Origin of the sequence: Chroogloeocystis siderophila 5.2 s.c.1, assembly GCF_001904655.1 — a bacterium.
Taxonomy (GTDB): domain Bacteria; phylum Cyanobacteriota; class Cyanobacteriia; order Cyanobacteriales; family Chroococcidiopsidaceae; genus Chroogloeocystis; species Chroogloeocystis siderophila.
The window spans coordinates 226501-246934 of record NZ_MRCC01000005.1 but is presented as its reverse complement, the minus strand read 5'-3'; the positions used below and the strand labels follow the sequence as shown (position 1 = coordinate 246934).

General features: G+C 43.0%; 23 protein-coding genes and 1 pseudogene. 9 read left to right on the top strand and 15 right to left on the bottom strand.

Annotated elements, in window-relative coordinates:
* Nucleotides 1-98 precede the first annotated feature (98 nt).
* From NIES1031_RS07730 to rpsP, 6 genes are all read right to left on the bottom strand, one after another.
* Nucleotides 99-1916: an ABC transporter ATP-binding protein gene (locus NIES1031_RS07730; RefSeq protein WP_073548877.1), complete on the bottom strand. Its 1818-nt coding sequence runs from the start codon at nucleotides 1914-1916 to the stop codon at nucleotides 99-101.
* Between the two features lie 135 nt (nucleotides 1917-2051).
* Nucleotides 2052-2840, bottom strand: a complete 789-nt coding sequence (locus tag NIES1031_RS07725) for a DUF6816 family protein (protein ID WP_073548876.1) — start codon at nucleotides 2838-2840, stop codon at nucleotides 2052-2054.
* Nucleotides 2841-2869: 29 nt separating this feature from the next.
* Nucleotides 2870-3277 carry a ChuX/HutX family heme-like substrate-binding protein gene (locus tag NIES1031_RS07720; protein WP_073548875.1) on the bottom strand — a complete coding sequence of 136 codons (408 nt, stop codon included), beginning with the start codon at nucleotides 3275-3277 and terminating at the stop codon, nucleotides 2870-2872.
* Nucleotides 3278-3304: 27 nt separating this feature from the next.
* Nucleotides 3305-4258 carry a PhoH family protein gene (locus NIES1031_RS07715; protein WP_073548874.1) on the bottom strand — a complete coding sequence of 318 codons (954 nt, stop codon included), beginning with the start codon at nucleotides 4256-4258 and terminating at the stop codon, nucleotides 3305-3307.
* A 99-nt stretch (nucleotides 4259-4357) separates the two neighbouring features.
* Complete coding sequence (locus NIES1031_RS07710) at nucleotides 4358-4747, bottom strand: KH domain-containing protein (protein ID WP_236738751.1); 390 nt, start codon at nucleotides 4745-4747, stop codon at nucleotides 4358-4360.
* On the bottom strand, nucleotides 4728-4988 hold the full coding sequence (gene rpsP, locus NIES1031_RS07705) for a 30S ribosomal protein S16 (RefSeq protein ID WP_015188235.1): 261 nt from the start codon (nucleotides 4986-4988) through the stop codon (nucleotides 4728-4730). The genes NIES1031_RS07710 and rpsP overlap by 20 nt, the downstream gene beginning before the upstream one ends.
* Nucleotides 4989-5249: 261 nt before the next feature.
* On the opposite strand from rpsP, the gene NIES1031_RS07700 reads away from it, so the two are divergent.
* Nucleotides 5250-5864: a chorismate lyase gene (locus tag NIES1031_RS07700; protein ID WP_073548872.1), complete on the top strand. Its 615-nt coding sequence runs from the start codon at nucleotides 5250-5252 to the stop codon at nucleotides 5862-5864.
* 185 nt (nucleotides 5865-6049) lie between these two features.
* On the opposite strand, the pseudogene NIES1031_RS25505 reads toward NIES1031_RS07700, so the two are convergent.
* Both NIES1031_RS25505 and NIES1031_RS07690 read right to left on the bottom strand, forming a co-directional pair.
* A pseudogene (locus tag NIES1031_RS25505) lies at nucleotides 6050-6278 on the bottom strand (transposase); the annotation flags it as partial.
* Between the two features lie 59 nt (nucleotides 6279-6337).
* Nucleotides 6338-7654: a 3-isopropylmalate dehydratase large subunit gene (locus NIES1031_RS07690; RefSeq protein WP_269085995.1), complete on the bottom strand. Its 1317-nt coding sequence runs from the start codon at nucleotides 7652-7654 to the stop codon at nucleotides 6338-6340.
* A gap of 653 nt (nucleotides 7655-8307) precedes the next feature.
* Between NIES1031_RS07690 and NIES1031_RS07685 the strand changes: the two genes are divergently transcribed.
* Together NIES1031_RS07685 and NIES1031_RS24225 are read left to right on the top strand one after the other, a co-directional pair.
* Nucleotides 8308-8604 carry a cyclic di-GMP-binding domain-containing protein, MshE-related gene (locus NIES1031_RS07685; protein ID WP_073548869.1) on the top strand — a complete coding sequence of 99 codons (297 nt, stop codon included), beginning with the start codon at nucleotides 8308-8310 and terminating at the stop codon, nucleotides 8602-8604.
* 16 nt (nucleotides 8605-8620) lie between these two features.
* A complete protein-coding gene (locus tag NIES1031_RS24225) occupies nucleotides 8621-8785 on the top strand; it encodes a hypothetical protein (RefSeq protein WP_178378069.1) in 165 nt (54 codons plus the stop codon).
* A gap of 211 nt (nucleotides 8786-8996) precedes the next feature.
* Here NIES1031_RS24225 and NIES1031_RS07680 read toward each other — a convergent pair whose 3' ends face one another.
* The 3 genes from NIES1031_RS07680 to NIES1031_RS07665 form a co-directional block, all read right to left on the bottom strand.
* A complete protein-coding gene (locus NIES1031_RS07680) occupies nucleotides 8997-9332 on the bottom strand; it encodes a DUF5615 family PIN-like protein (RefSeq protein WP_073548868.1) in 336 nt (111 codons plus the stop codon).
* Nucleotides 9329-9553: a DUF433 domain-containing protein gene (locus NIES1031_RS07675; RefSeq protein ID WP_073548867.1), complete on the bottom strand. Its 225-nt coding sequence runs from the start codon at nucleotides 9551-9553 to the stop codon at nucleotides 9329-9331. The genes NIES1031_RS07680 and NIES1031_RS07675 overlap by 4 nt, the downstream gene beginning before the upstream one ends.
* A 1004-nt stretch (nucleotides 9554-10557) precedes the next feature.
* The gene (locus NIES1031_RS07665) at nucleotides 10558-12006 is read right to left on the bottom strand and encodes an MFS transporter (RefSeq protein ID WP_073548865.1); all 1449 of its coding nucleotides are present in this window, start codon (nucleotides 12004-12006) and stop codon (nucleotides 10558-10560) included.
* Nucleotides 12007-12071: 65 nt separating this feature from the next.
* On the opposite strand from NIES1031_RS07665, the gene NIES1031_RS07660 reads away from it, so the two are divergent.
* Nucleotides 12072-12599, top strand: coding sequence for a phosphoribosyltransferase (locus NIES1031_RS07660; RefSeq protein WP_073548864.1), 528 nt, complete (start codon nucleotides 12072-12074; stop codon nucleotides 12597-12599).
* Here NIES1031_RS07660 and NIES1031_RS07655 read toward each other — a convergent pair.
* Entirely contained in the window at nucleotides 12585-13511 is a 927-nt protein-coding gene (locus NIES1031_RS07655; RefSeq protein WP_073548863.1) for an AEC family transporter, read from the bottom strand. The genes NIES1031_RS07660 and NIES1031_RS07655 overlap by 15 nt on opposite strands.
* 193 nt (nucleotides 13512-13704) lie before the next feature.
* Here NIES1031_RS07655 and NIES1031_RS07650 point away from each other — a divergent pair, with 193 nt between their 5' ends.
* The 3 genes from NIES1031_RS07650 to NIES1031_RS07640 all read left to right on the top strand — a co-directional run bounded on the left by NIES1031_RS07650 (nucleotide 13705) and on the right by NIES1031_RS07640 (nucleotide 15333).
* Nucleotides 13705-14508 carry a M15 family metallopeptidase gene (locus tag NIES1031_RS07650; protein ID WP_073548862.1) on the top strand — a complete coding sequence of 268 codons (804 nt, stop codon included), beginning with the start codon at nucleotides 13705-13707 and terminating at the stop codon, nucleotides 14506-14508.
* Nucleotides 14509-14665: 157 nt separating this feature from the next.
* Nucleotides 14666-14908: a type II toxin-antitoxin system Phd/YefM family antitoxin gene (locus tag NIES1031_RS07645; protein ID WP_073548861.1), complete on the top strand. Its 243-nt coding sequence runs from the start codon at nucleotides 14666-14668 to the stop codon at nucleotides 14906-14908.
* Nucleotides 14905-15333, top strand: a complete 429-nt coding sequence (locus NIES1031_RS07640; RefSeq protein WP_073548860.1) for a type II toxin-antitoxin system VapC family toxin — start codon at nucleotides 14905-14907, stop codon at nucleotides 15331-15333. The genes NIES1031_RS07645 and NIES1031_RS07640 overlap by 4 nt, the downstream gene beginning before the upstream one ends.
* A gap of 523 nt (nucleotides 15334-15856) precedes the next feature.
* Here NIES1031_RS07640 and mrdA read toward each other — a convergent pair.
* Nucleotides 15857-17623 carry a penicillin-binding protein 2 gene (gene mrdA, locus NIES1031_RS07635; protein ID WP_073548859.1) on the bottom strand — a complete coding sequence of 589 codons (1767 nt, stop codon included), beginning with the start codon at nucleotides 17621-17623 and terminating at the stop codon, nucleotides 15857-15859.
* A 133-nt stretch (nucleotides 17624-17756) separates the two neighbouring features.
* On the bottom strand, nucleotides 17757-18425 hold the full coding sequence (locus tag NIES1031_RS07630) for a tetratricopeptide repeat protein (RefSeq protein ID WP_073548858.1): 669 nt from the start codon (nucleotides 18423-18425) through the stop codon (nucleotides 17757-17759).
* A gap of 341 nt (nucleotides 18426-18766) precedes the next feature.
* On the opposite strand from NIES1031_RS07630, the gene NIES1031_RS07625 reads away from it, so the two are divergent.
* Complete coding sequence (locus NIES1031_RS07625) at nucleotides 18767-19231, top strand: hypothetical protein (protein ID WP_015188974.1); 465 nt, start codon at nucleotides 18767-18769, stop codon at nucleotides 19229-19231.
* Between the two features lie 15 nt (nucleotides 19232-19246).
* On the top strand, nucleotides 19247-19804 hold the full coding sequence (locus tag NIES1031_RS07620; protein WP_073548857.1) for a glutathione S-transferase family protein: 558 nt from the start codon (nucleotides 19247-19249) through the stop codon (nucleotides 19802-19804).
* Between the two features lie 58 nt (nucleotides 19805-19862).
* On the opposite strand, the gene NIES1031_RS07615 is transcribed toward NIES1031_RS07620, so the two are convergent.
* Nucleotides 19863-20000, bottom strand: coding sequence for a photosystem II reaction center protein K (locus tag NIES1031_RS07615; RefSeq protein WP_073548856.1), 138 nt, complete (start codon nucleotides 19998-20000; stop codon nucleotides 19863-19865).
* Nucleotides 20001-20434: the final 434 nt, after the last annotated feature.

Here is a 20434-nt window from a genome sequence, read left to right as displayed (position 1 = left end):
TTAATATAGTTGGTAATTGGTCACTGAAAGAAAACCCATTACCGATGACCGATTACCCGTTACCTAAAAAAGTGGAACCTTTAACTATACCCGCTGATTTAATGCAAAAGTTCTCCAGTTTCTTGTAGCGAGTGCAGACGGTGGTAAATACCTTGTTGACGAAGTAATTCATCATGACTGCCAACTTCGACGATTCTACCTTGGTCGAGAACAACAATTTTATCAGCTTCACGGACAGTACTGAGACGGTGCGCAATAATGATTGTAGTCCGCGTACCCAGAATTGAGCGCATAGCAAGTTGAATCGAACGTTCCGACTCGTAATCAAGACTCGAAGTTGCTTCATCAAAGATCAAAACATCAGGATCGACTAACAGCGATCGCGCAATTCCTAATCTTTGTCTTTGTCCGCCAGATAAGCGCAAGCCTCTTTCACCAACTACCGTATTGTACCCTTGCGGCATTTGTTGAATCACTTCATCTAACCTGGCAATTCGGCAAGCTTGCTCAACTTGTGCAAAACTCACGTGCGGATTACCATAGGTCAGGTTATCAAGCAAAGTCCCATTAAAAACATCAACTTCTTGATGCACAATTGCCAAGCGGCGACGATATCCAGCGATGTCTAAATCACGAATATCTTGACCGTCAATTAGAATCTGACCTTGATTCGGTTCAAAATAGCGAAACAGTAGCTTCACCAAAGTCGATTTACCCGAACCTGATCGCCCGACAAGCGCCACAGTTTGATACGGTTCAATCAATAAGTTAATATCCTTTAAAACCGGACGATTCGGGTCATAACCAAACGTCAGGTGCGAAAACTCAACTTTACCTGTAAATGCATACATCGCTGTATTTGCGGATGTACTCACCAAACTTGCAGCATCTTTCCCAGTCGGTTGCTGCATAAATTCATGAAAGCGCAGCATTGAAGCATAGCGACGCGCGAAGATCTCTGCTAAGTTGCTAATTGGTTCAAGTTCAGCATACGCCATGCTAGAAATCGTTAAGGTCGTAACAAAGTGTCCCAGCGAGATTTGTCCGCCTACAGTAGCCGCAAGCGCTAAACCCAAGACACCGAAGACACAAAACTGAACGACGGTTCTTTGCCAAGTTGATAACTTGATGTAACCCAAGTGGATGCGATAAATGACCACATTTAATTCGCGATCTAAGCGCTGTCTTTGGCGTTTTAACTCAGCAGCTTCTGTTGCAAAGGCTTTGACAGTTTTGATATTGGTAATAATCTCTGACGTGCGGCTTTGCGTATTTTCCATATACCGATCTAGCCGTCGTTCTTGATCCATCAACTGCTTTAAGTCTTTCAAACTAAAGCTGAGAATGAATACGAAAGAGACAAGAAACAACAACGCAATCCGCCACTCAATAAACCAAATAATTAGGAAAATTCCTAAGACGCGGAATAATTTAGGAATCAATTGTCCAGCAATTTCTGGATAAGTCCAAGTATGGTTTTCGAGTCCTCGCGCGACGCGTCCTGCAATTCGCCCAGGATTATTTTCGTCATAAAATTCTAGTGGTAGCGTGAGGATTTTCTCTAGCGTTTTTTGCGCGTGATCACGACGGGTACGTAAAGCAATATCCCAGTGAAACCAAAAGCTTAACCAAACTTGTAGTGGTGCGCGAACCACAGTCACTAAGAACACTAAACCTAACAGTACCGCCAGCGAAAATAATCGATTGATAGGTAATTGCGTTAATTGAGAAAATGCGATCACTACACTTTGTACTATCCCGTCAACAGGTTGATTCGATAGTACATTTAAAATTTGTCCGATCGCATACGGCACAACCAGATCAATAATTTCAAATACGCTCGCTGCCGCAATGCTAAAAATTGCGATCGCTCTGTAGTTTTTGTAGTATCTGAGGATGTCCCGCAAATCTGCCATATTGCTGTCTCGATTTCTGCATCGCTGCGATCGCAGCTAATAATACATTATAATACAGATACTACAAAAAACGGCGCGACTTCCTGCGCGAGATAAACAAACCCATTGTGTAAAAACCTGTGAAGACAGTTTTGTCTATGTAGCTGCGGTTTTAATCGCTAGCTCAACATCAACACGAGTAAATTCTAATCGATAGCGATACAGCGCGACAGGCCGAGAAGCCGCCGCGAAGTAATTTGGATCTTGAGGCGATAAATAGACAGCAGTAACTTGATCGGCTGTAATCGCAGGCTCAGATTGTGGAAGATAGTGATAAGCAGTTGTCGATTCAACCTCGTTAAAATAAGGACGCGAATCCTGACTACGAAAGAACTGCTGAAACACCTCAGTTGTAATAAATTGATCGTTTCCTAGAGTTTCTGTCGCACGACCTGAGACAATCGAAACTAGCTGGCGATCGCCCTTAAGTAAAGTAATCTGACGATTCGGAGACTGAGGATCGACTTTAACCGCAATTACTGCATCGCCTAAATACGCCCTCGCCAAACTTAAACCATTAAAAGCGCGATCCGCAATGACCGCGGAACGCACCGTAGTAGGAGCAAAAGAACGAGATTTAAACAATTTATTTTCCCCAAACCGTACAGGAAAACGAATTGGCTGCTGTAGATTACGACGATTACTCTCAAACCCAGGAGACACAATATCAGGCGCTAACGGCGCAACCGCATCAACCAGCGTACTTGTCACATTCCAACTACCAGCCATCCAATCAGGATAAACCATATCTCCCTGCGCTACCTGCACGACAGGTTTATTCCAATGTGGAAAACTTGCCAATCGATCAGCTAATTGCCCAGCCACCGCCTTGCCACCACCTAAAAATAAAGCAATAACAAGACACAATTCCCAAAAAACTCTCACTTTCTCTTATCTCTGCGGTTCAATTCCCACTACAAACTCTCCACAAAAGCCGGTTCCCAAACTTCGCCGTATTGTTCGCGCAAAGCTTGCCAAGCCTCAACTTGACCTGGTTCATACTCTCCAGGTTTACCCCATTGCAAAAACGCACTCAGCGCAGGCTTTCCCTCTTTATCCAAAAACCGAATCGCGTACGTTGTAAAATTACCGCGTTTCGCTTCACCCGTTTCAAACTTCACTTGCTGAATTTCATCCATGTTGAGATGAAACTCAAAACCCTCGGTATGCATATTCGCATATTTTCCTTTCGGCAACTCGGCATAAAATATCTTTTCTAGCTTGCCACGTGCTTCTAAAACCGCTGCACTACTCGTTACAATCAAGCGCAGTGTAGATAATGACTCACAAGCTTCGAGAAATTCTTTCAATGTCGCACTCATAAGAAATTGGTAATGGGTAATAAGGACTTATTTTTCGTAGTGTTCGTAAGCTTCGACGATTCTTTGAACGAGAGGATGGCGCACAACGTCTTTTTGTGAAAATTCGCAGAAGCCAATACCTTCGACATGGCGTAAGATATTGAGCGCGACAGCTAATCCTGACTCTTGGTGTCCAGGTAAGTCAGTTTGCGTCATATCTCCCGTTACTACCATACGCGAACGAAAACCAAGGCGCGTTAGCACCATTTTCATCTGCGCTGGTGTCGTATTTTGAGCTTCGTCAACAATCACAAAAGCTTTGTTTAAGGTACGCCCGCGCATATAAGCTAAGGGAGCAACTTCAATCACGCCGCGTTCCATCAAGCTGGGCATTTTTTCAGGATCGATAAATTCATGCAACGCATCGTAAAGCGGACGCAGGAAAGGATTTATTTTTTGTTGCAAGTCTCCTGGTAAAAAGCCGAGTTTTTCACCTGCTTCGACGGCTGGACGCGTGAGGATAAGCCTTTCGTACTGATTTGCTAAGAGTGCTTGCGCCGCAATTACAACCGCGAGAAAGGTTTTGCCTGTACCAGCAGGTCCTGTACAAAAAGTCAAGTCATTTGTATGAATTGCCTGAATGTACTGTCGCTGTTTGAAGGTTTTCGCACGAACTTCTTCTCCCTGGCGGGTTCGCGCTAGAACACTGCGCTGTAAGTCTTGCAGGTCATTTTCGCGGTGCGTATCTAAGGCTTGACGAGCAGTAAGAATGTCAGCTAATGCTATGCTATTGCCTTTGAGCCATAGATCGGATAGCGATCGCACTAATGTTTGGGCAAGTTCGATTTGCTTTTCAGTTCCAGAAATATGGAGTTCTTGCCCACGCAGTACGATATTTGCGCCAGTTTGTCGCGCTAGAGTTTTTAAGTTTTCTTCATGCTCTCCAGAAAGCGCGATCGCACTTTCTTTACTCGGCAGCTGAATCGTTGATGCCTCTGCCATAAAATCTTTTAAGTCTTGATGTAAGATTAATAATTAAATTTCAGGGGTTAGTCCGAGCAACTGAACCAACCCCTAATTTGTAACTTCGTGCTGCTGTGATCAATTAACGCTCGATTGCGATCGCTGTCTAACGTTAGGCTTAGTTGTTCTGCGCTTTTCTGGAGATGAAGTCACATCGACTCGTTCTTTAGTTACAACAGCTGGTACATCGCGTTCTTGAGCTTCTCCACCATAGATATCTAGGTAAACTGATTGCTCTGCTATTGCGCCGGCTGCTGCGATCGCAGTTCTAATCGCCTGAATATTTCGCCCGCCTCGACCGTATACTCTACCTTTATCATCGCCTTCAAAGGCTACGCGTATCCACACCTTGTTAGTACTACGAGACACTTCACAGTCTACGCTTAAGGAGTTGGGATTTTCTAAAAATGGCTGAATTAGAAACTTAACTAATTCAGTATATTTGGGGCTACTGGTTTGCTGAGGCACTGACTTGTTCAAAGACATTTGCTTTTTCAAGGATGCGACGCACGGTATCGGTGGGTTGAGCGCCCTGTTGAAGTCTTTTCACAATTCCTGGAACATCCAACCGTGTTTCATCGGTTCTTGGATTATAGAATCCCAATTCTTCTAAGGGGCGACCGTCACGACGAGAGCGGCTATTGATAACAACAATCCGGTAACTCGCTTCCCGTTTTTTACCGAATCTCTTTAATCGCAGTTTGATCATGTTAGAAATTAATTTCTCCTGTTTCTAGAAATCAGCTACCAGTTTGTACTTTATGATTGACTGAATAAATTATAATACCACTTTTTCTACTTCAGCTTTAAGCAAATAACAACAATAAGGGTTAAGCAGTGCCTTACCTCTTAATAACTCATCACTCGTCTTTCCCTAACCTCTGACCTTTGACCTTTGATCCCTCCTATCGATAGCGCAGCAGAATTGTTTATAATCTGATGCATAGGGTATAAAGTTTTGTAAAAAAAATTGACTGCAACTTATAGATCAGCCGACAACGTAAGCGCGACAACTTGGCACCGTCTAACACCACTGTGGCAAGGAGGAGAAGAATTTGTACAGCAAGGCTTACCGCATACTCAGCTAGCGCCTGCTTGGCAGTTGCTGTTGTTGGGGGATGGTTCTCCGACAAGACACCTGCAATTGTTAACAGGGGAACCGACCGAAGTTGACGTGATCGATATGTCTGCGATCGGCATGAACTTGGATGGCGCACCAACACAAATTCAAGCTGTTCCAGGACCGCGTTTGCGGCGTCAAGTCTGGCTGCGTACTGCTTCCGGACAAAGACTAGCGTATGCGACTTCTTGGTGGGAAGCAAGTCATGTAGATGAGTATTTACAGAATCGCAATTTACCCATCTGGGCTAGTTTAACTCGCCTGCGTACAGAGTTGTATCGCGATGTCCAAGGACTTTACTACGGTCACTCAGAAGCTTTAGAGTCGGCTTTTTCTGAATCGGGTCCATTTTGGGGTCGCCATTACCTATTTTGGCATCACGGACAGCCGCTAACACTTATTTACGAGGTTTTCTCACCTTACCTAACAAAATATCTCGGCGCAACGCATTTAGAAACTGATTAGCTGTTTGCTATTTGTCAAAAGATCATCTCCAAACAAACGCTGTTGCGTGCAGTTAATATGAGATTTTTATGTATTGCATTTGTAGACAAGCTACTATGTATTTATGAGTAAATACATAGTAGCAATGCTGGACACATCTAACGTGTTTCTAATAGGTGTTGCGTTAGAAGCGCTGTCTGAGACGATGGCATCACAGTAGACAATGAGGTAGAGCGCATCGAGCGGGCGGTTCTGCCCAAGCTTGCGTTCTTCAACTGCAGCGGTGACGTTCGAAATTAAACCAGCCGACACTTCGACACCGTATAACTCCTGCAATTGAGCTTGAATATCGCGGGTCGTCATCCCACGCGCATCTACGGCTAAAATCTTGTCGTCGAACCGGTCAAATCGCGTTTGTCCTTTAAATGGTAGAACAGATTTGCTGTTCCACAATCATAGTAAGGTGAGCAATGCCCACCCTACTATTTTGCTCCCTAACCGATAAATTCGCGCGGATCGGTGACGTAACCTGTCAATGCCGAAGCCGCAGCAGTGTAAGGCGAAGCAAGATATATTTGCGCGGTTTTTTCGCCCATGCGTCCTGGGAAGTTGCGATTAGTCGTGGAAACGCAGACTTCAGGTTTGTTCATGCGTCCAAATGTGTCCTTAGGTCCTCCGAGACACGCCGCGCACGAAGGTGCAGCAGGTTCGATGCAACCAGAATTAAGGAAAATTTCGGAGAGCGTTTGTCCGTCGTATTTGTACGTAAACAAGTCTTCGTAGACTTTTTGTGTCGCGGGAACGATGTATGTCGGAACTTTGACTTGATGACCTTTAAGAATTCTTGCCGCGTTTACAAAATCTGTGGTTTTACCCCCAGTACACGAACCAATATAAACGCGATCTATCTTGACATCGTGACATTCTCGTGCGAGGGCGCGGTTGTCTGGTGAATGCGGTTTGGCGACAACAGGTTCGAGTTGCGAGACATCGTAGGTGCGTTCGCTATAAAACTTTGCATCGCTATCGGTGTAAAATGACTCAAAAGGTTTATCAGTCCGCGCACGGACGTACTCAAACGTTGTTTCATCGGGTGCGATCGTGCCATTCTTTCCACCAGCTTCGATCGCCATATTGCAAAGCGTCATTCGTTCTTCCATCGTCATTAGTTGCACGGCTTCGCCTGCAAATTCCATCGTCCGGTAAGTTGCGCCCGAAACGCTGATATCTCCAATGATTTGCAAAATCAAATCTTTTGCTAACAAGTAATCTGGCATTTCGCCATTGAGAACAAACCGCATCGTCGCTGGAACTTTGATTAATAGCTTACCTGTTCCCATGATGAAACCTGCATCGGTATTGCCAATACCTGTTGCAAATTGACCGAAAGCACCCGCATTGCAAGTATGTGAATCAGTACCAAATAATACTTCTCCAGGACGAGTATGACCTTCTTGAGCTAAAGCAATGTGACAAACGCCTTTGTAATCTGGATTCGCTTTGAAGTTAGCACGATCAGTAATATCGTAGAAATATTTAATACCTTGCTCTTGCGCAAAATCACGCAAAATATCGACGTTGCGATTTGCACGTTCGTCGGTGGTAAAAATATAGTGATCGGGAATTAAAACAATTTTCTCTGCATCCCAAACTTTGGCATCCTCGCCAAATTCGCGCTTGAATACGCCAATCGTACCAGGACCGCAAACATCGTGTGTCATCAAAACATCAACATCGACCCAGATATTTTCTCCTGGTTCGACAACCTTTCGATTTGAAGCTTTAGCCAAGATTTTTTCTGTGAGGGTCATACCCATAGCGATCGCGTTCTCCCTTATGACAAGCTCATTAAATCTATATTAGTTAGTATTTCTACTTTAATAGCCATTGCCGACGGCTAACCAAGTCCTTGCTACTTCTTAAAGTTCGCTGAGTGCAAAAACCAATTACGCTTAGTACTCAAAGCGATCGCACACAGCTAGCTGAAGCATTCCTACGATGTAGAGTAGAAACCAAGAGCAATTGTCATATACGACTTATAATGAGCAACGCGATCACTTTTCAGCGATGAACTCTACAGCTAAGATGCTTCAGCAATTAATTAAGAAGGGTTTATTAACAATGGTGCGATCACCATAATCTTCAATCTGGGCTGGGGCGATTTTTTAAATTCAAATGTTGCAAAGTTTTGGATTTTGAGTTCATCTCATTCATAGCTTTGCGCAGTCGTAGAAATAGTTCTTTTATTATTTTTAGAGTATTTTAATCTTTAGTGGAATCTTATGATATCAAGTATTAATACGTAGGTATTTACTAACTCTTTATATAAATGTTTATCATTTCTAAACCACATATAGAGTAAGAACAGAGAATATATAATAAACACAATTAATAAACTTTGCATAATTTATTTAATATTTAATTTATATCAATTCATCAAAACAGCTATAAATAGACAGATCTGATGATTCAAACACATTTACAACAAGAATTATTAGAAATTCATAAAAAGAATCAAGAACTGGCTGCTCAGTTACTTGCCAAACGAATAATTTCTTCAGAAGAACTCAAAAGAATCTTGACTCCTGACCGAATTAAACTTGGTGAAATTCTTATAAAAGAAAGATTAATTTTAAAATACGAATTAGAGCAAGCTTTGAAAGAACAGAAGATGAGTCAGAAGAAGTTAGGCGAGATTCTAATTGAAAGGCGTATCATTTTCCCTTTTCAGTTAGAAAGAGTGCTGAGAAAACAAGGGTAATAAATTAAATAGCGCTTTGCAACTGCTATACGAAAGCAAACTACAACTTGCAGATGATATGATCGCGACACATCAAGACTTTAAAGTCTTAATAGCGTTGAACTTAATAGCGATCGCCTGCTTAAGTTGGATGCAAGGAAAATCACCATCTGAAAAATCGCTTAGAGGAGCATTATATTAAGTGATTATCATAGAAGGCGATCGCCCCGCTATAAAATTCAAATCCTTCCCTCACCGATAACTTTCCATAATACTTAGGGCTTGCAGGAATATATAAACTACCCCACACAAAAACTTACAGGATACGGCTAAATTCAGATGCCACTAGCAATATTTTCAACTCAACCAATAGACTCAATATCATCGGCTACAATACGGTGTTGTACTGCGGCTCACCAACTCAACACTAGAATACTTTCTTGCTGTGCATCCCCAAACTGGCTAATTGTGGCGAAATTGTCCCGCAATACTTTTACGATTTTAGAAGTTGGGCAGTTACCGACACGAAGATAGATAAATTTTGGCGGATGACCGTAGAGAAGACTGCGTTGATGGAAATCAGAGTCTTTAGAAACAATGACGAATTTGTTAGCTTTGGCACATTCCCAAATCAAGACATCATCGCTTTGGATCAGCGCCAATGTCTTAACGTGTACTGACTCAGGATATAAATCTATGATCTGAGCAACGATTCGATCAGAAAGATTTTCGTCCAAAAGTAGTCTCACAGGGAAGCCACAAATAATTTCTTCTCACGATCAGCAGCAAAGGCAAGACAAGCTTTGATATCTTCAGGTGTCAGTTCAGAAAAATCTTTCAGGATTTCTGCTTCCGTCATACCTCCTGCAAGATACTCTAAAATATCATACACCGTAATCCGCATTCCTCGAATACATGGCTTACCACTACGTTTGCCAGGTTCAATCGTAATGAGTTCTTGGTAGTTCATAACATGGAGACGCTGTTTGCTTGATATACATCATATCGAGAGGATAGAAATTTAGGAAAATTATAACTGCGTGAGCCACAGGCTGACTGCAATGTAAGCGATTATCGTAAACCCAAGGAAATTTTGCTCTGGCGTAATTGTATCTACTAATCTTGCATACCAAACTATAAAAGCAACAACGAGAGCAGAAAAAAAAGTTACAGGAACTACAAAGAGCCATAAAACCACATATGAAAGTACAAACCCACAGAATAGAAATACAGAAATAATGCTACTTTGAACTAATGGATGCAATAAAATAAAAGAATTAAACCCAAAAATTGTAGCAAGCTGCTCAAACCCTGATAACAGTGAAGGGGTTCAAGCTAGTAGGTTCAAGCAGAAACAACAGGGTTATCAGGAAGGGCGTAAGACTATATACTACAATCCATGGTATAAGCTGCTTGAGCGTTGTTCTATGCTCGGTACACCATTTGATAGAAAACCAACTACAAGATGAAAACAAGAACAGGTAAGCAGCAACTGTGATAGCAACAATGCTAGAGCCTTTGAACAATAGACTATAGATTATGATAATCATAAGTAAAACCGCTGCGCTCCTACCATACAATATTTTGAGTAGTTTAAGACCAGCGGAAACTGAGCCATCCTTAAGTTTTGAGTTGAAGCGAGCATAGCCTTCTTCTACTAATCGAACCACCTCATTAATTGCTGGATTTTGTCGTACCGTTGCTCCGAGCCAGTAGATACTTATCAAAGTTTGAATTGTTGTAAAAACAAGTTTAAGCATATTTAGAGAATATCTGACCATTGAATTCGCTAGCAACAGTTCAAGTATAGTTCGACATCAATTTCAAGGATGATTGGAGAACAGCTAACTTGTTATGAGTTCGTTCAGCACTGTCGATATAATTCAATTATTTTGGAGATAAGACCAGGTCTGGACTTGTAAAGCCAAATACCTCATAAATCACGATCGCATTCCTCAAAATCTCATTTCCCAATTAGCCATTACCTCGATTACGTTCTTTTAATTGCAATAAAATCTGTGCGTGAACTTCGCGGGTGATGGGATAAAAATACGCTAAAACCAAACCTAAGATTAGGCAAAGTGTTGGTATAGGAGCGATCGCAAAACGAATTGCTTGCAATGCACTTTCAGGTTGTACAGGAATTGGCTGTCCTGGAACGCTTTCTTGAAAACCCGACCATTCGAGGATAACTCCTAACAAAAATAAGCCAAATGCCAAGCCAAATTTTTGCAGTAGCACCATGAAACCATAAAAAATTCCTTCGCGCCGTTGTCCGGTTCTTAACTCATCAAGTTCAATTACATCTGGCATCATTGACCACGGTATCAGATATGCAGTGGAAACACCAAAGCCTGCTAACACTGCGAGGACATACATAAAAGTTAACTGTCCTGGTTGTAAGAAAAACAATCCAGTCTGCGCAATAATCCACAAACTCATCCCCATGAAATAAACTGCTTTCTTACCGACACGTTCGCTAATATAGCTCCAGACAAATAACATCAGTAAAGCTGTACCTTGAACCGCAATAATTACAGAAGGAACTGTGGTGTCACTAAAACCCATGACATTGACCACAAAGTAGGGAATAATTGCAGCTGTTACCTGAACGCCTAGCCAAGAGAACAGATAAATACCAATGACAAATAAAAACGGGCGATTGCTGAAAACGATTTTTAGTTGCTGTAAATAAGGAAGGGATTCTTCAGTAGAATAATGATCGCGACGCTGGGCTTCAAGTGCAACCACGCGATCGCGTGTTCCCCAAACGCACCAATACAAAGGTAATACTGCCAAAACGCCAATAATTATGGCTAACACAAAATATTGTTCTCGCGGATCGGGAATTGAGGAGAAGACAATTTGGGCGAGTATAACTGAAATAATACTACCACCAATTGAAAAGGCAAAGCGAAAACTTGTGAGACTCGTGCGTTCGTTGTAATCTTGGGTAATTTCGGCAGTGAGTGCAGTGTAAGGGAGATTGACAACGGTATACATCGCATTCAAAAAAATTGAAATGATGACGTAGTACCAAAACAAGCCCCACTGTTGCGCGGTGGGATCAGTGCTAAATTGTGGAATCACCCACTGCAAAACATAGAAAATGCCAAAAGGAATCGCGCCCCAAAATAGCCAAGGTAAACGACGCCCCCAGCGCGATACGGTGCGATCGCTCCACACGCCAACAATCGGATCGTTAATCGCATCCCAAATTTTACCAATCAGTAAAATAGCACCCGCTAACCCAGGGCTAATTCCCGCAACGTTGGTAAAAAATACTAATAAGAAAAATGCGGTAATATTTGCGGTAATTGCTGGACCTAAATCTCCTGCGCCGTAAGCTAATTTTGTTTTTAAATTCAACTTTTCACTCGACTGTGATTTGGCAGGATAGGCTTCAGGAGATGATTCACTCATAGTACTATTGCACTCATACTAAAATAAACTTCCCACCCTAGTATCCGCCCTTGATCGCACTTCCTATGGCAGACCTTTACGTTTCTTGGTCAGATTACAACCGTACAATTGAACAGCTAGCCGTTAAAATCTATCAATCAAATTGGCACTTCAACCAAATTGTCTGTCTCGCGCGCGGTGGACTGCGCGTTGGCGATGTTCTGTCGCGGATCTACAAGCAACCGCTTGCAATTTTATCAACTTCCTCGTATGCTGGCGCGGGTAAGCAGACGCGGGGAAAACTCGTTTTTGCGCGTAGCTTGACGATGACGACTCCCGAAATCGGTTCGCATATTCTGTTAGTTGACGATCTCGTCGATTCGGGCGTGACACTGCAACAAACCATTCCTTGGTTGCACGAAAACTTTGGTGATCGCATCCAGGAAATTCGGACTGCTGTATTGTGGTACAAAGCTTGTTCAGTCATCGTTCCAGATTACTATGTAGATTACTTACCCGATAACCCGTGGATTCATCAACCGTTTGAACACTACGAAAAAATAGACCCCGCAGAACTTGCAGCAAGTCATGAATCGGCTTCAGTTACCAAATAGATAAATCCACATTGGTAGCAAAAACAGAATACCAATTGTACCAACAGCAAGCGCTGTCACAGCTAAATCGCGGTCGAGGTCGTAAGCTTCGGCAATTACAAGTGTGGCAAAAGCTGGTGGCATTGCGGTTTGCAAAACTAAAACAAGCCGAGTGACACCATTAATCCCTAAAAGCGATAAGCTACTGCCTAGGATAAGTGGGACTAATAGCATTTTAATCAATAAGCTCGCCGAAGCACGCGGCAGACTGTGCCAAGAATGCAACTGGCTAAGCCGCATCCCAATTAAAACTAAAGATAGCGCTACCATTGTCCAGGCTGATCCTTGAAGAATTGCAGCGGCGGATGCTTGCAAAGGTACTTGCCGAAAAAAGAACCCAAATCCAAAACTCCACAATGAGGGGTTAATCAAAATTGCTTGTGCAAGTTCTCGATAGTTGTGAACGCTACCCCCAAACCTCGCTGCCATAGCAACACCCAAGCCGTAAGCTCCGAGCGTTGTTCCTAAGAGATCGTAAAATAAGGCAAAACCAAAATATTGCGTACCTGCGATCGCTAGCGTAATCGGATAACCAAGATAACCTGTATTTCCCACCATTGCGGCTAACAGAAAACTACCTTGAGTCGGTCGCCGCCAAGGTATGGCGTTTGTTTGCACGTATCGCCGAAAGTGAATTCCTATTGCAGCAAAAACGACTCCAAGGATCATGGCAATCCAGGCGATCGCTGGTGCAATCCAAACTTGTCCTGAGAGGTCTGCTTGGCGCAAAAATGCCACAATACTTATAGGTACGCCCACCCAAAACAGAAATTGACCTACACGCGTCGCAACAACTTTTGGCAAATATCGTCCGAGTATTAATCCTAATAAAACTAATCCGATGAGTGGTGCGTAGATGGCAATGAGATTCATGGAACAGAGGGGCGAGGGGTAATAAGGGCAAGGTAGTGCTTTGCCCGAATCGAGAAGCAAAAAGAAGCGAGAGTCACTCCCCTATATTTACAAAATATTTCTAAAATCCTGAGTGCTTTTTGAATTTGATTTTTCCTAGGGCGTTGCTAATCTAAAATGAGCTAGTGCTAAAGTCTGATGCAGGAGTGAGCGTGTGAACACTGAATTTTCTAGAAGAAAAGGACAAAATTTGACAACTCACTCAGGAGATGATATCCCAGAAGCTTTGCGGGATGATCGCGCTGTTGTTACTAAACCTCGCAAAAGAGCGCCAGCGTTGATTTTGAGCTTACTCGGTTTGGGTGCGATCGCAGCTGTTAGCGGTGTCTTTTATTTCAATGCAGTACAAAAAAATGCGGCTCCTGTGCCCGCGATCATTGCTAGTCCATCTCCTACACAGTCTGTTGCACCTGTCAACCCCCTAGACAATGATTCTGAATTACTTTTAGGGCATTTTGCCTATGAAGAAGCGCCGCAATCTGAACTTGAACCGATTACGTCTGATGGGCGAATTAAACTACGCTCATCCGCAGCCAAGCAATTTAAGGCTATGGTAGCAGCCGCCAGGGCTGATGGGGTGCAATTAGTACCAATTTCGGGATTTCGCTCTACAAATGAGCAAGAACACCTGTTTTTTGACGTGAAAGCGCAACGCGGACAAGCGACAACAAAACGCGCCAGTGTCAGTGCGCCGCCAGGCTACAGCGAACATCATACCGGATATGCAGTTGATATCGGTGATGCCAATGTCCCCGCCACAAACTTGAGTACTATGTTTGAGAATACCAAAGCTTTTAAATGGCTCGAACAAAATGCTGCACGTTTTAGCTTTGAACTGTCATTTCCGCAAGATAATCCCCAAGGGATAAGTTATGAGCCTTGGCACTGGAGATTTGTAGGCGATCGCCACAGTTTAGAAACATTCTACAAAGCTCGAAATATTAAACCGACTCCTTAATTCCTCATAAGCAATATGCTCATTACAACAAGTGCTGTATCCAGTCTCTTTACAAATAAATTTTAGTAAAGACAGTTTCAGATATCTCTAGTCAAATCATTAGCCAAAATATAGACTAGTGTTAGACTAGTTTAACGAAACAGAATTGTGATTAGCAATGAAGACTGTTGGTTCCTACGAAGCGAAGACTCACTTATCCCGACTACTAGAAGAAGTTGAAAAGGGCGAAACGATCATTATTACTCGGCACGGTATTCCCATTGCCCAACTGACACCATCAACGGCTACTTCTAAAACAACGATTGCACAGGCGATTGAGCAGTTGCGATCGCTCCGACAGGAGATTTCTCTAGATGGAACATCCATTAGAGAAATGATCGAAGAAGGAAGGAGATTTTGAGTCAATTTGTTTTAGACTGCTCGGTAACAATGAGTTGGTGTTTGACGGACGAGACTAACAGTTATGCTGATGCGGTACTAAATTCCTTTAATACTGATAGGGTAGAAGCACTGACGCCGCAGTTATGGTCACTGGAAGTCGCAAGTGTGTTGCTAGTTGCCGAACGCCGAGGGCGAATAACGCAAGCACAAACAACTAGAGCAATCACTCTACTGCGAGCATTACCGATTGTCATCGATCTCCAAACCGCACAACGGGCAATGGGAGATACAATAGCACTAGGTCGGAGTTTGAGGATATCTGCTTACGATGCTACTTACCTAGAGTTAGCAATGCGGGAAGGTTTACCATTAGCCACTATAGATGAGCGGCTAGCTTATGTTGCAAATAGTTGCGGCGTACAGACATACTTGTCAGCAACTTAGAAGCTAGCGCAGGCGATCGCCTTCATGCCAGAGGTCTATTAAGTTGCTAGGTAAAATAGAGATATGGTAAGCCAAATGATACAACTACCATCTCAAAAAAAGGAAAACATAGTGCAATTCAGGGAGAATTGGTATCAGTTATCAATAGTGTAGTTAAATCTAAGCGCATCGCACGTACATTTCCTGAGTTACGTTTGCCATCGTTTGCAAGTGAGCTAGTCTTGACAATAAAAGATTTGCGTGCTTGGCTACTAGAGTAAATATTAGGTTTCTTGCATAAATCGCAGATGCCCTTCGGCTGAAGTCGGGGCTACTCAAACGAAGTGTGCTGCTGTGCACACTTTCAGTAAGAGTTTTGTTAATGTCCACGGAGGTGGACAGGATTAGTTTAGCTGCGAATTTATTCGCACTAGCGTTCATGCAAGATGTCTATTGAACTGCATTGTAATGGACTAGTAGGAAATGTTGGCGCTGACTCAGAGGTTAGTCACAATCTCAAATCATCTTCTCTACACTTGCCAATTCACTTCTTAAAATACGCCTCTAACACTTTTAACACCATCGGTGCAGCTACCTTACCACCGCCACCGCCAGAGTGTTCAGCAAACGCGACAACAACAATTTCTGGTTTATCCGCAGGGGCGTAAGCACCAAACCAAGCATGAGCCTGCTTGCGAAAAGTTTGTGCAGTACCACTTTTTCCGGCAACAGGTGGAAGTGTTGGTACATTAAGAACTTGTCCTGTACCGCCAGAGATGACTTGGCGTAATCCTTGACGCAGTACGCGCACTGTTTCTGGTTTCAAATTCAATGATTCGCGCCATTTTGAGACTTCATTGTCTTTTAATAAATGCGGTTGAACGCGATCGCCACCGTTAGCAGGGACAGCAAACATCACCGCAAGTTGAAGTGGTGTGACTTGCAAAAATCCTTGCCCAATCGACATATTAACGGTGTCGCCTACACTCCAAGGTAAATTGAGATTTTTCTGCTTCCAGGAATTGTCCGCAACTAATCCTGCTGATTCTTCGGGTGCTAATTCGATTCCTGTTTTCTCACCAAAGCCATAACGACGCGTCCAGTCGATTAGCGTTGCTTCGCCGACTCTTTGAGCAATTTGATAATAAAAGGTATTGCTACTCCACGCCAGCGCCCCGACAAACCCCAAACGACCAAATCCTGCACGATTCCAATCGCAAAACGTCGTTCCACCGATATTCATGCAACCATACGTTGGTAGTGTTGCGTTAGGCGCGAACTTCCCTGATTCAATTCCCGCAGTAGTTGTAATCACTTTAAACGTACTAGCTGGCGGAAAACTTTGTAAAGCGCGGTTAACAAAGGGATGCTGTTTACTTTGTAGCTGCTGCCATATTTCAGGAGTTACGCGTTTAGAAAAAATATTAGGATCGAACGCAGGGCGACTGACCATTGCTAAGACTTCACCATTGTTGGGATCGAGGGCGACGATCGCACCTTGACGTTGTCCTAAAGCCGCTTCCGCAGCTTTTTGTACGTTCAAATCAATCGTTAAATGGACATCGCGCCCTGGTTTAGCTGGTTTTTCGCCCAAAAGTCGCAAAATTCGCCCAGCACCATCAACTTCAACCTGCTGACCGCCCCATTCTCCGCGTAGCTGCTGTTCAAACGCGGCTTCTACACCCATTTTGCCAATCACATCTCCTAAGCGATACCCTTCACTACGCTTTTTCGCTAACTCTTCATCGTTCATTTCTCCTGTATACCCAAGAACATGAGCCGCAATTTCTTGGTTAGGGTAATTGCGTACAGCTTCGATATATACTTCAACGTCGCGTAGTTCGTTGCGATATTCAGCCAAAGCGGTAATTTGAGCCGGATTAAGGTCGCGCGCAATTCGTACTAATGTAGGTGAATTATCTCCAGCTTTGTCTAATCGCTGTTGAATTTCGGTTTCTGGGATGTTGAGAATCTTTGCTAGACGAGTTCGCGTAGTTTGCCAAGTTGCTTTTTTAGGCGCTTGCGGCCAAATATAGACAGCATGAGATAGACGACTACTTGCTAGGATTTTGCCATTACGGTCAAAAATGTTGCCACGTTCGGGTTGTTTCGGAATTAACCGTATCCGATTACTGTCTGCTAGCTGTCGCAGTTGCGCCCCTTCGATTAACTGCAAATATGCTAAACGGCTACCTATACCGCCGAATAAGATTATAGTGATACTCAACACGATCGCTAAAGATTGGCGATCACGTCCTACAGTCCTTGCCGCAATATTTTTCCCAGTAAACTGAGGCGAGAATAAAGCCATAGGTAAGTACGTGACAACAGGCTTAATTCAAAAGTTGGTAAACGGTCATTGGTAATTGAAAAGAATATCTATCAACTATCCCCTGTTACCCATTACCTCACAAAAGACAGTATCTTAACTTAAGAATGATTAGCTAGCTACTGATCAACTGCGCGAGCCAATTTTCGACTTGATAACGCAGGTGTGGAGTATCTTTTGATATTAGCTCAAGCGCGCGACGATAGTCAGCGATCGCTAAATTCCAGTCTCCCCATAGATGATACGTCCGACCGCGTTCAGCGTAAATATTTGCGGGCAATTGACCTAAAATTTCAGCAATATCAAAGTTTTCAATAGCTTGTTCGTATTGTCCTAATTCGCGTAATGTAATTCCACGGTTGATCCAAGCTCGCACATAACTAGGATTGAGGTCAATCGCTGTATCATAGTCGGCGAGTGCTTCTGTTAATTGCCCACACGCAGCATAACAATTCGCGCGATTGTTATAAGCACTAGCTAATGTCGGTTTAAGTTGAATTGCGGTGTTATAATCAGCAAGTGCAGGATACAGTTGCCCACTTTGGAAATAAATCAACCCGCGATTATTGTAGTCAATCGCATCTTCTGGATGGCGGGTAATTAGCTGGTCGAGTAAAGCGATCGCTTCTGTATAGTCTCCTTGTTCCGCCTTGGAGCGCGCATAACTACGTAAAAATTTGTCTGGCAAGATTCGTGACTGAGACGCCAACGAATCTTGCTTCCAGGTAAATGGTTGGCGTTGATGTTGATAAGCTTGAGGCGATTTTAATGATTGACTATTCATAATTAGTATTGACTGAGCAATAGCTCAATAACCTATAATGTATAACTTTCTTAGTAGTGATGATGTTGGTTTTGTGTCAGTTATTCAGGTGTCTGAATGTTGATCTTCAAACATGAAATATTCATACTTTCATACTTCACCTCTATGCTTGATCCTTCATCCTTCGTTGGTCCCATTCCAGAAGTGTAAAGATTAATACAGTGGCTAGTAACCTAATACTTGCGACTTCAGATCAATCTTTACGATAGATATGAACTCGTTAGGAGCAGTACATCAAATTGGTACAATGCAACCACTACCACTCTCGTGTGTCAGTCCTTTGAAGAATTGATGGCAATCTTATGGCAACAGCTTCTGTCTATCCTGATGCTCCCGATTTAACGGAAAACGATTATCTTGTGCTTGGCTTAGCGACTTGCTTTGTCAAAGCAGAGGGAGAGGTACATGAATTGCAAATTATCGAACCAATTCCGTCAGCGGCGTTAGAAGCGATCGTCAAAGGTATTCCAACTTCCTATCAACAAGCTTGGGGAACGACTTTAGGTGCGGTACTCGCAGGCGATCAACCCCAGAAACCCGCAGAATGTCCCGCTGCGGCGCAGTTTAGTGAAGAGTTTGTGCAACGCGCGATCGCCGCTGCACGTACCTACAAAGCTCGTCCTGTCGCGCAGGAACATATTCCGCAAGGTACAATCCGTAGTGACTTTAATTACTCGACTGAGCGCAAGCGCGTGTTGAATATGCAACGTGTTGTCACGAAAGAAGACAATGTGAAGCAGCACGACTATACTCACAAAGTCCTGTAAATATCAAAGCTAATTATGCTCAAACTCTATGGTGGCGCGCGTAGCCGTGCGTCGATTGTTCAATGGTATTTGGAAGAATTAGCCGTTCCTTACGAATTTGTCTTGCTGGATATGCAAGCTGGAGAACACCGCCAAACTGATTTTCTCGCGATCAACCCGATGGGTAAAGTTCCGGCGATTGTTGATGGAGATGTTCGACTTTGGGAATCTGGCGCGATTTTGTTGTATCTTGCCGAAAAGTATGGTAAAGAAATTTCGTCACTTGAAGAACGCGCAATTGCAGCGCAATGGGTGTTATTTGCGAATGCTACGCTAGGACCAGGAATTTTTGTCGAAGCAAGTCGCGATCGCGAAACGCCTCGCTTATTAATACCATTGAATGAAATTTTTTCTCGACAACCGTTTTTGTTGGGCGATTCTTTTGGCGTTGCCGATGTCGCCGTCGGCTCGATGCTTTGCTACATCCCAATCATGCTCAAGTTAGACCTTAGCGACTATCCCGATGTGCTCAATTATATGAAACGATTGTCCGAACGACCTGCTTTTCAAAAATCTATCGGTAATCGCAGTTAAACAATGAAGAACAGGCAAAGCTACCTGTCCTCATAAAATTTTGTCTAGTAATTTGTGCTTATCTAAAGCCGATAGCTGCTTGCCACACAAACGCTAGCAACAAGAAAAATACTGGGATTATAGGAAGAACGTCTACCAAGGGGTCTAGAATCGAATACGCCTCTGGGAGTTTTGCTAACAACATTGCAGCTTCCATGTTTAAATCAACCTTTTCAACACAGCTTTCAGAATTGATAAGTATTTTAACACGCTTTGGGAGAGCAAAGTCATCATAAATAGTTTTAAGCTCAACTAGCGCGATCGCGCATATATGTATAACAGCAGGCTGATTCAGAAATACAAAAGTTATTTTTTACTGCTTTTGCTGTTGTCTGTACTCTTACATAAAAAAGTTTATGTTGAACTACACAAATTCGCGACTAGTAATGGATAGATAGAATAGAATGAATTTAATAAGTACTTTTGTACTCGCTCAAATTTCTTTAAAGATAGCAGATGGAGCAAGAAGCACAGATTAGAAAGCTTTTTGGTGATGAGGATCTCAATATCTAGAAGTTAAGGCTAGGGGTGGAAGAAATAACACGAAAGGTAATACATACGAAAATTACTTTGCTATTTATCAAATACCTC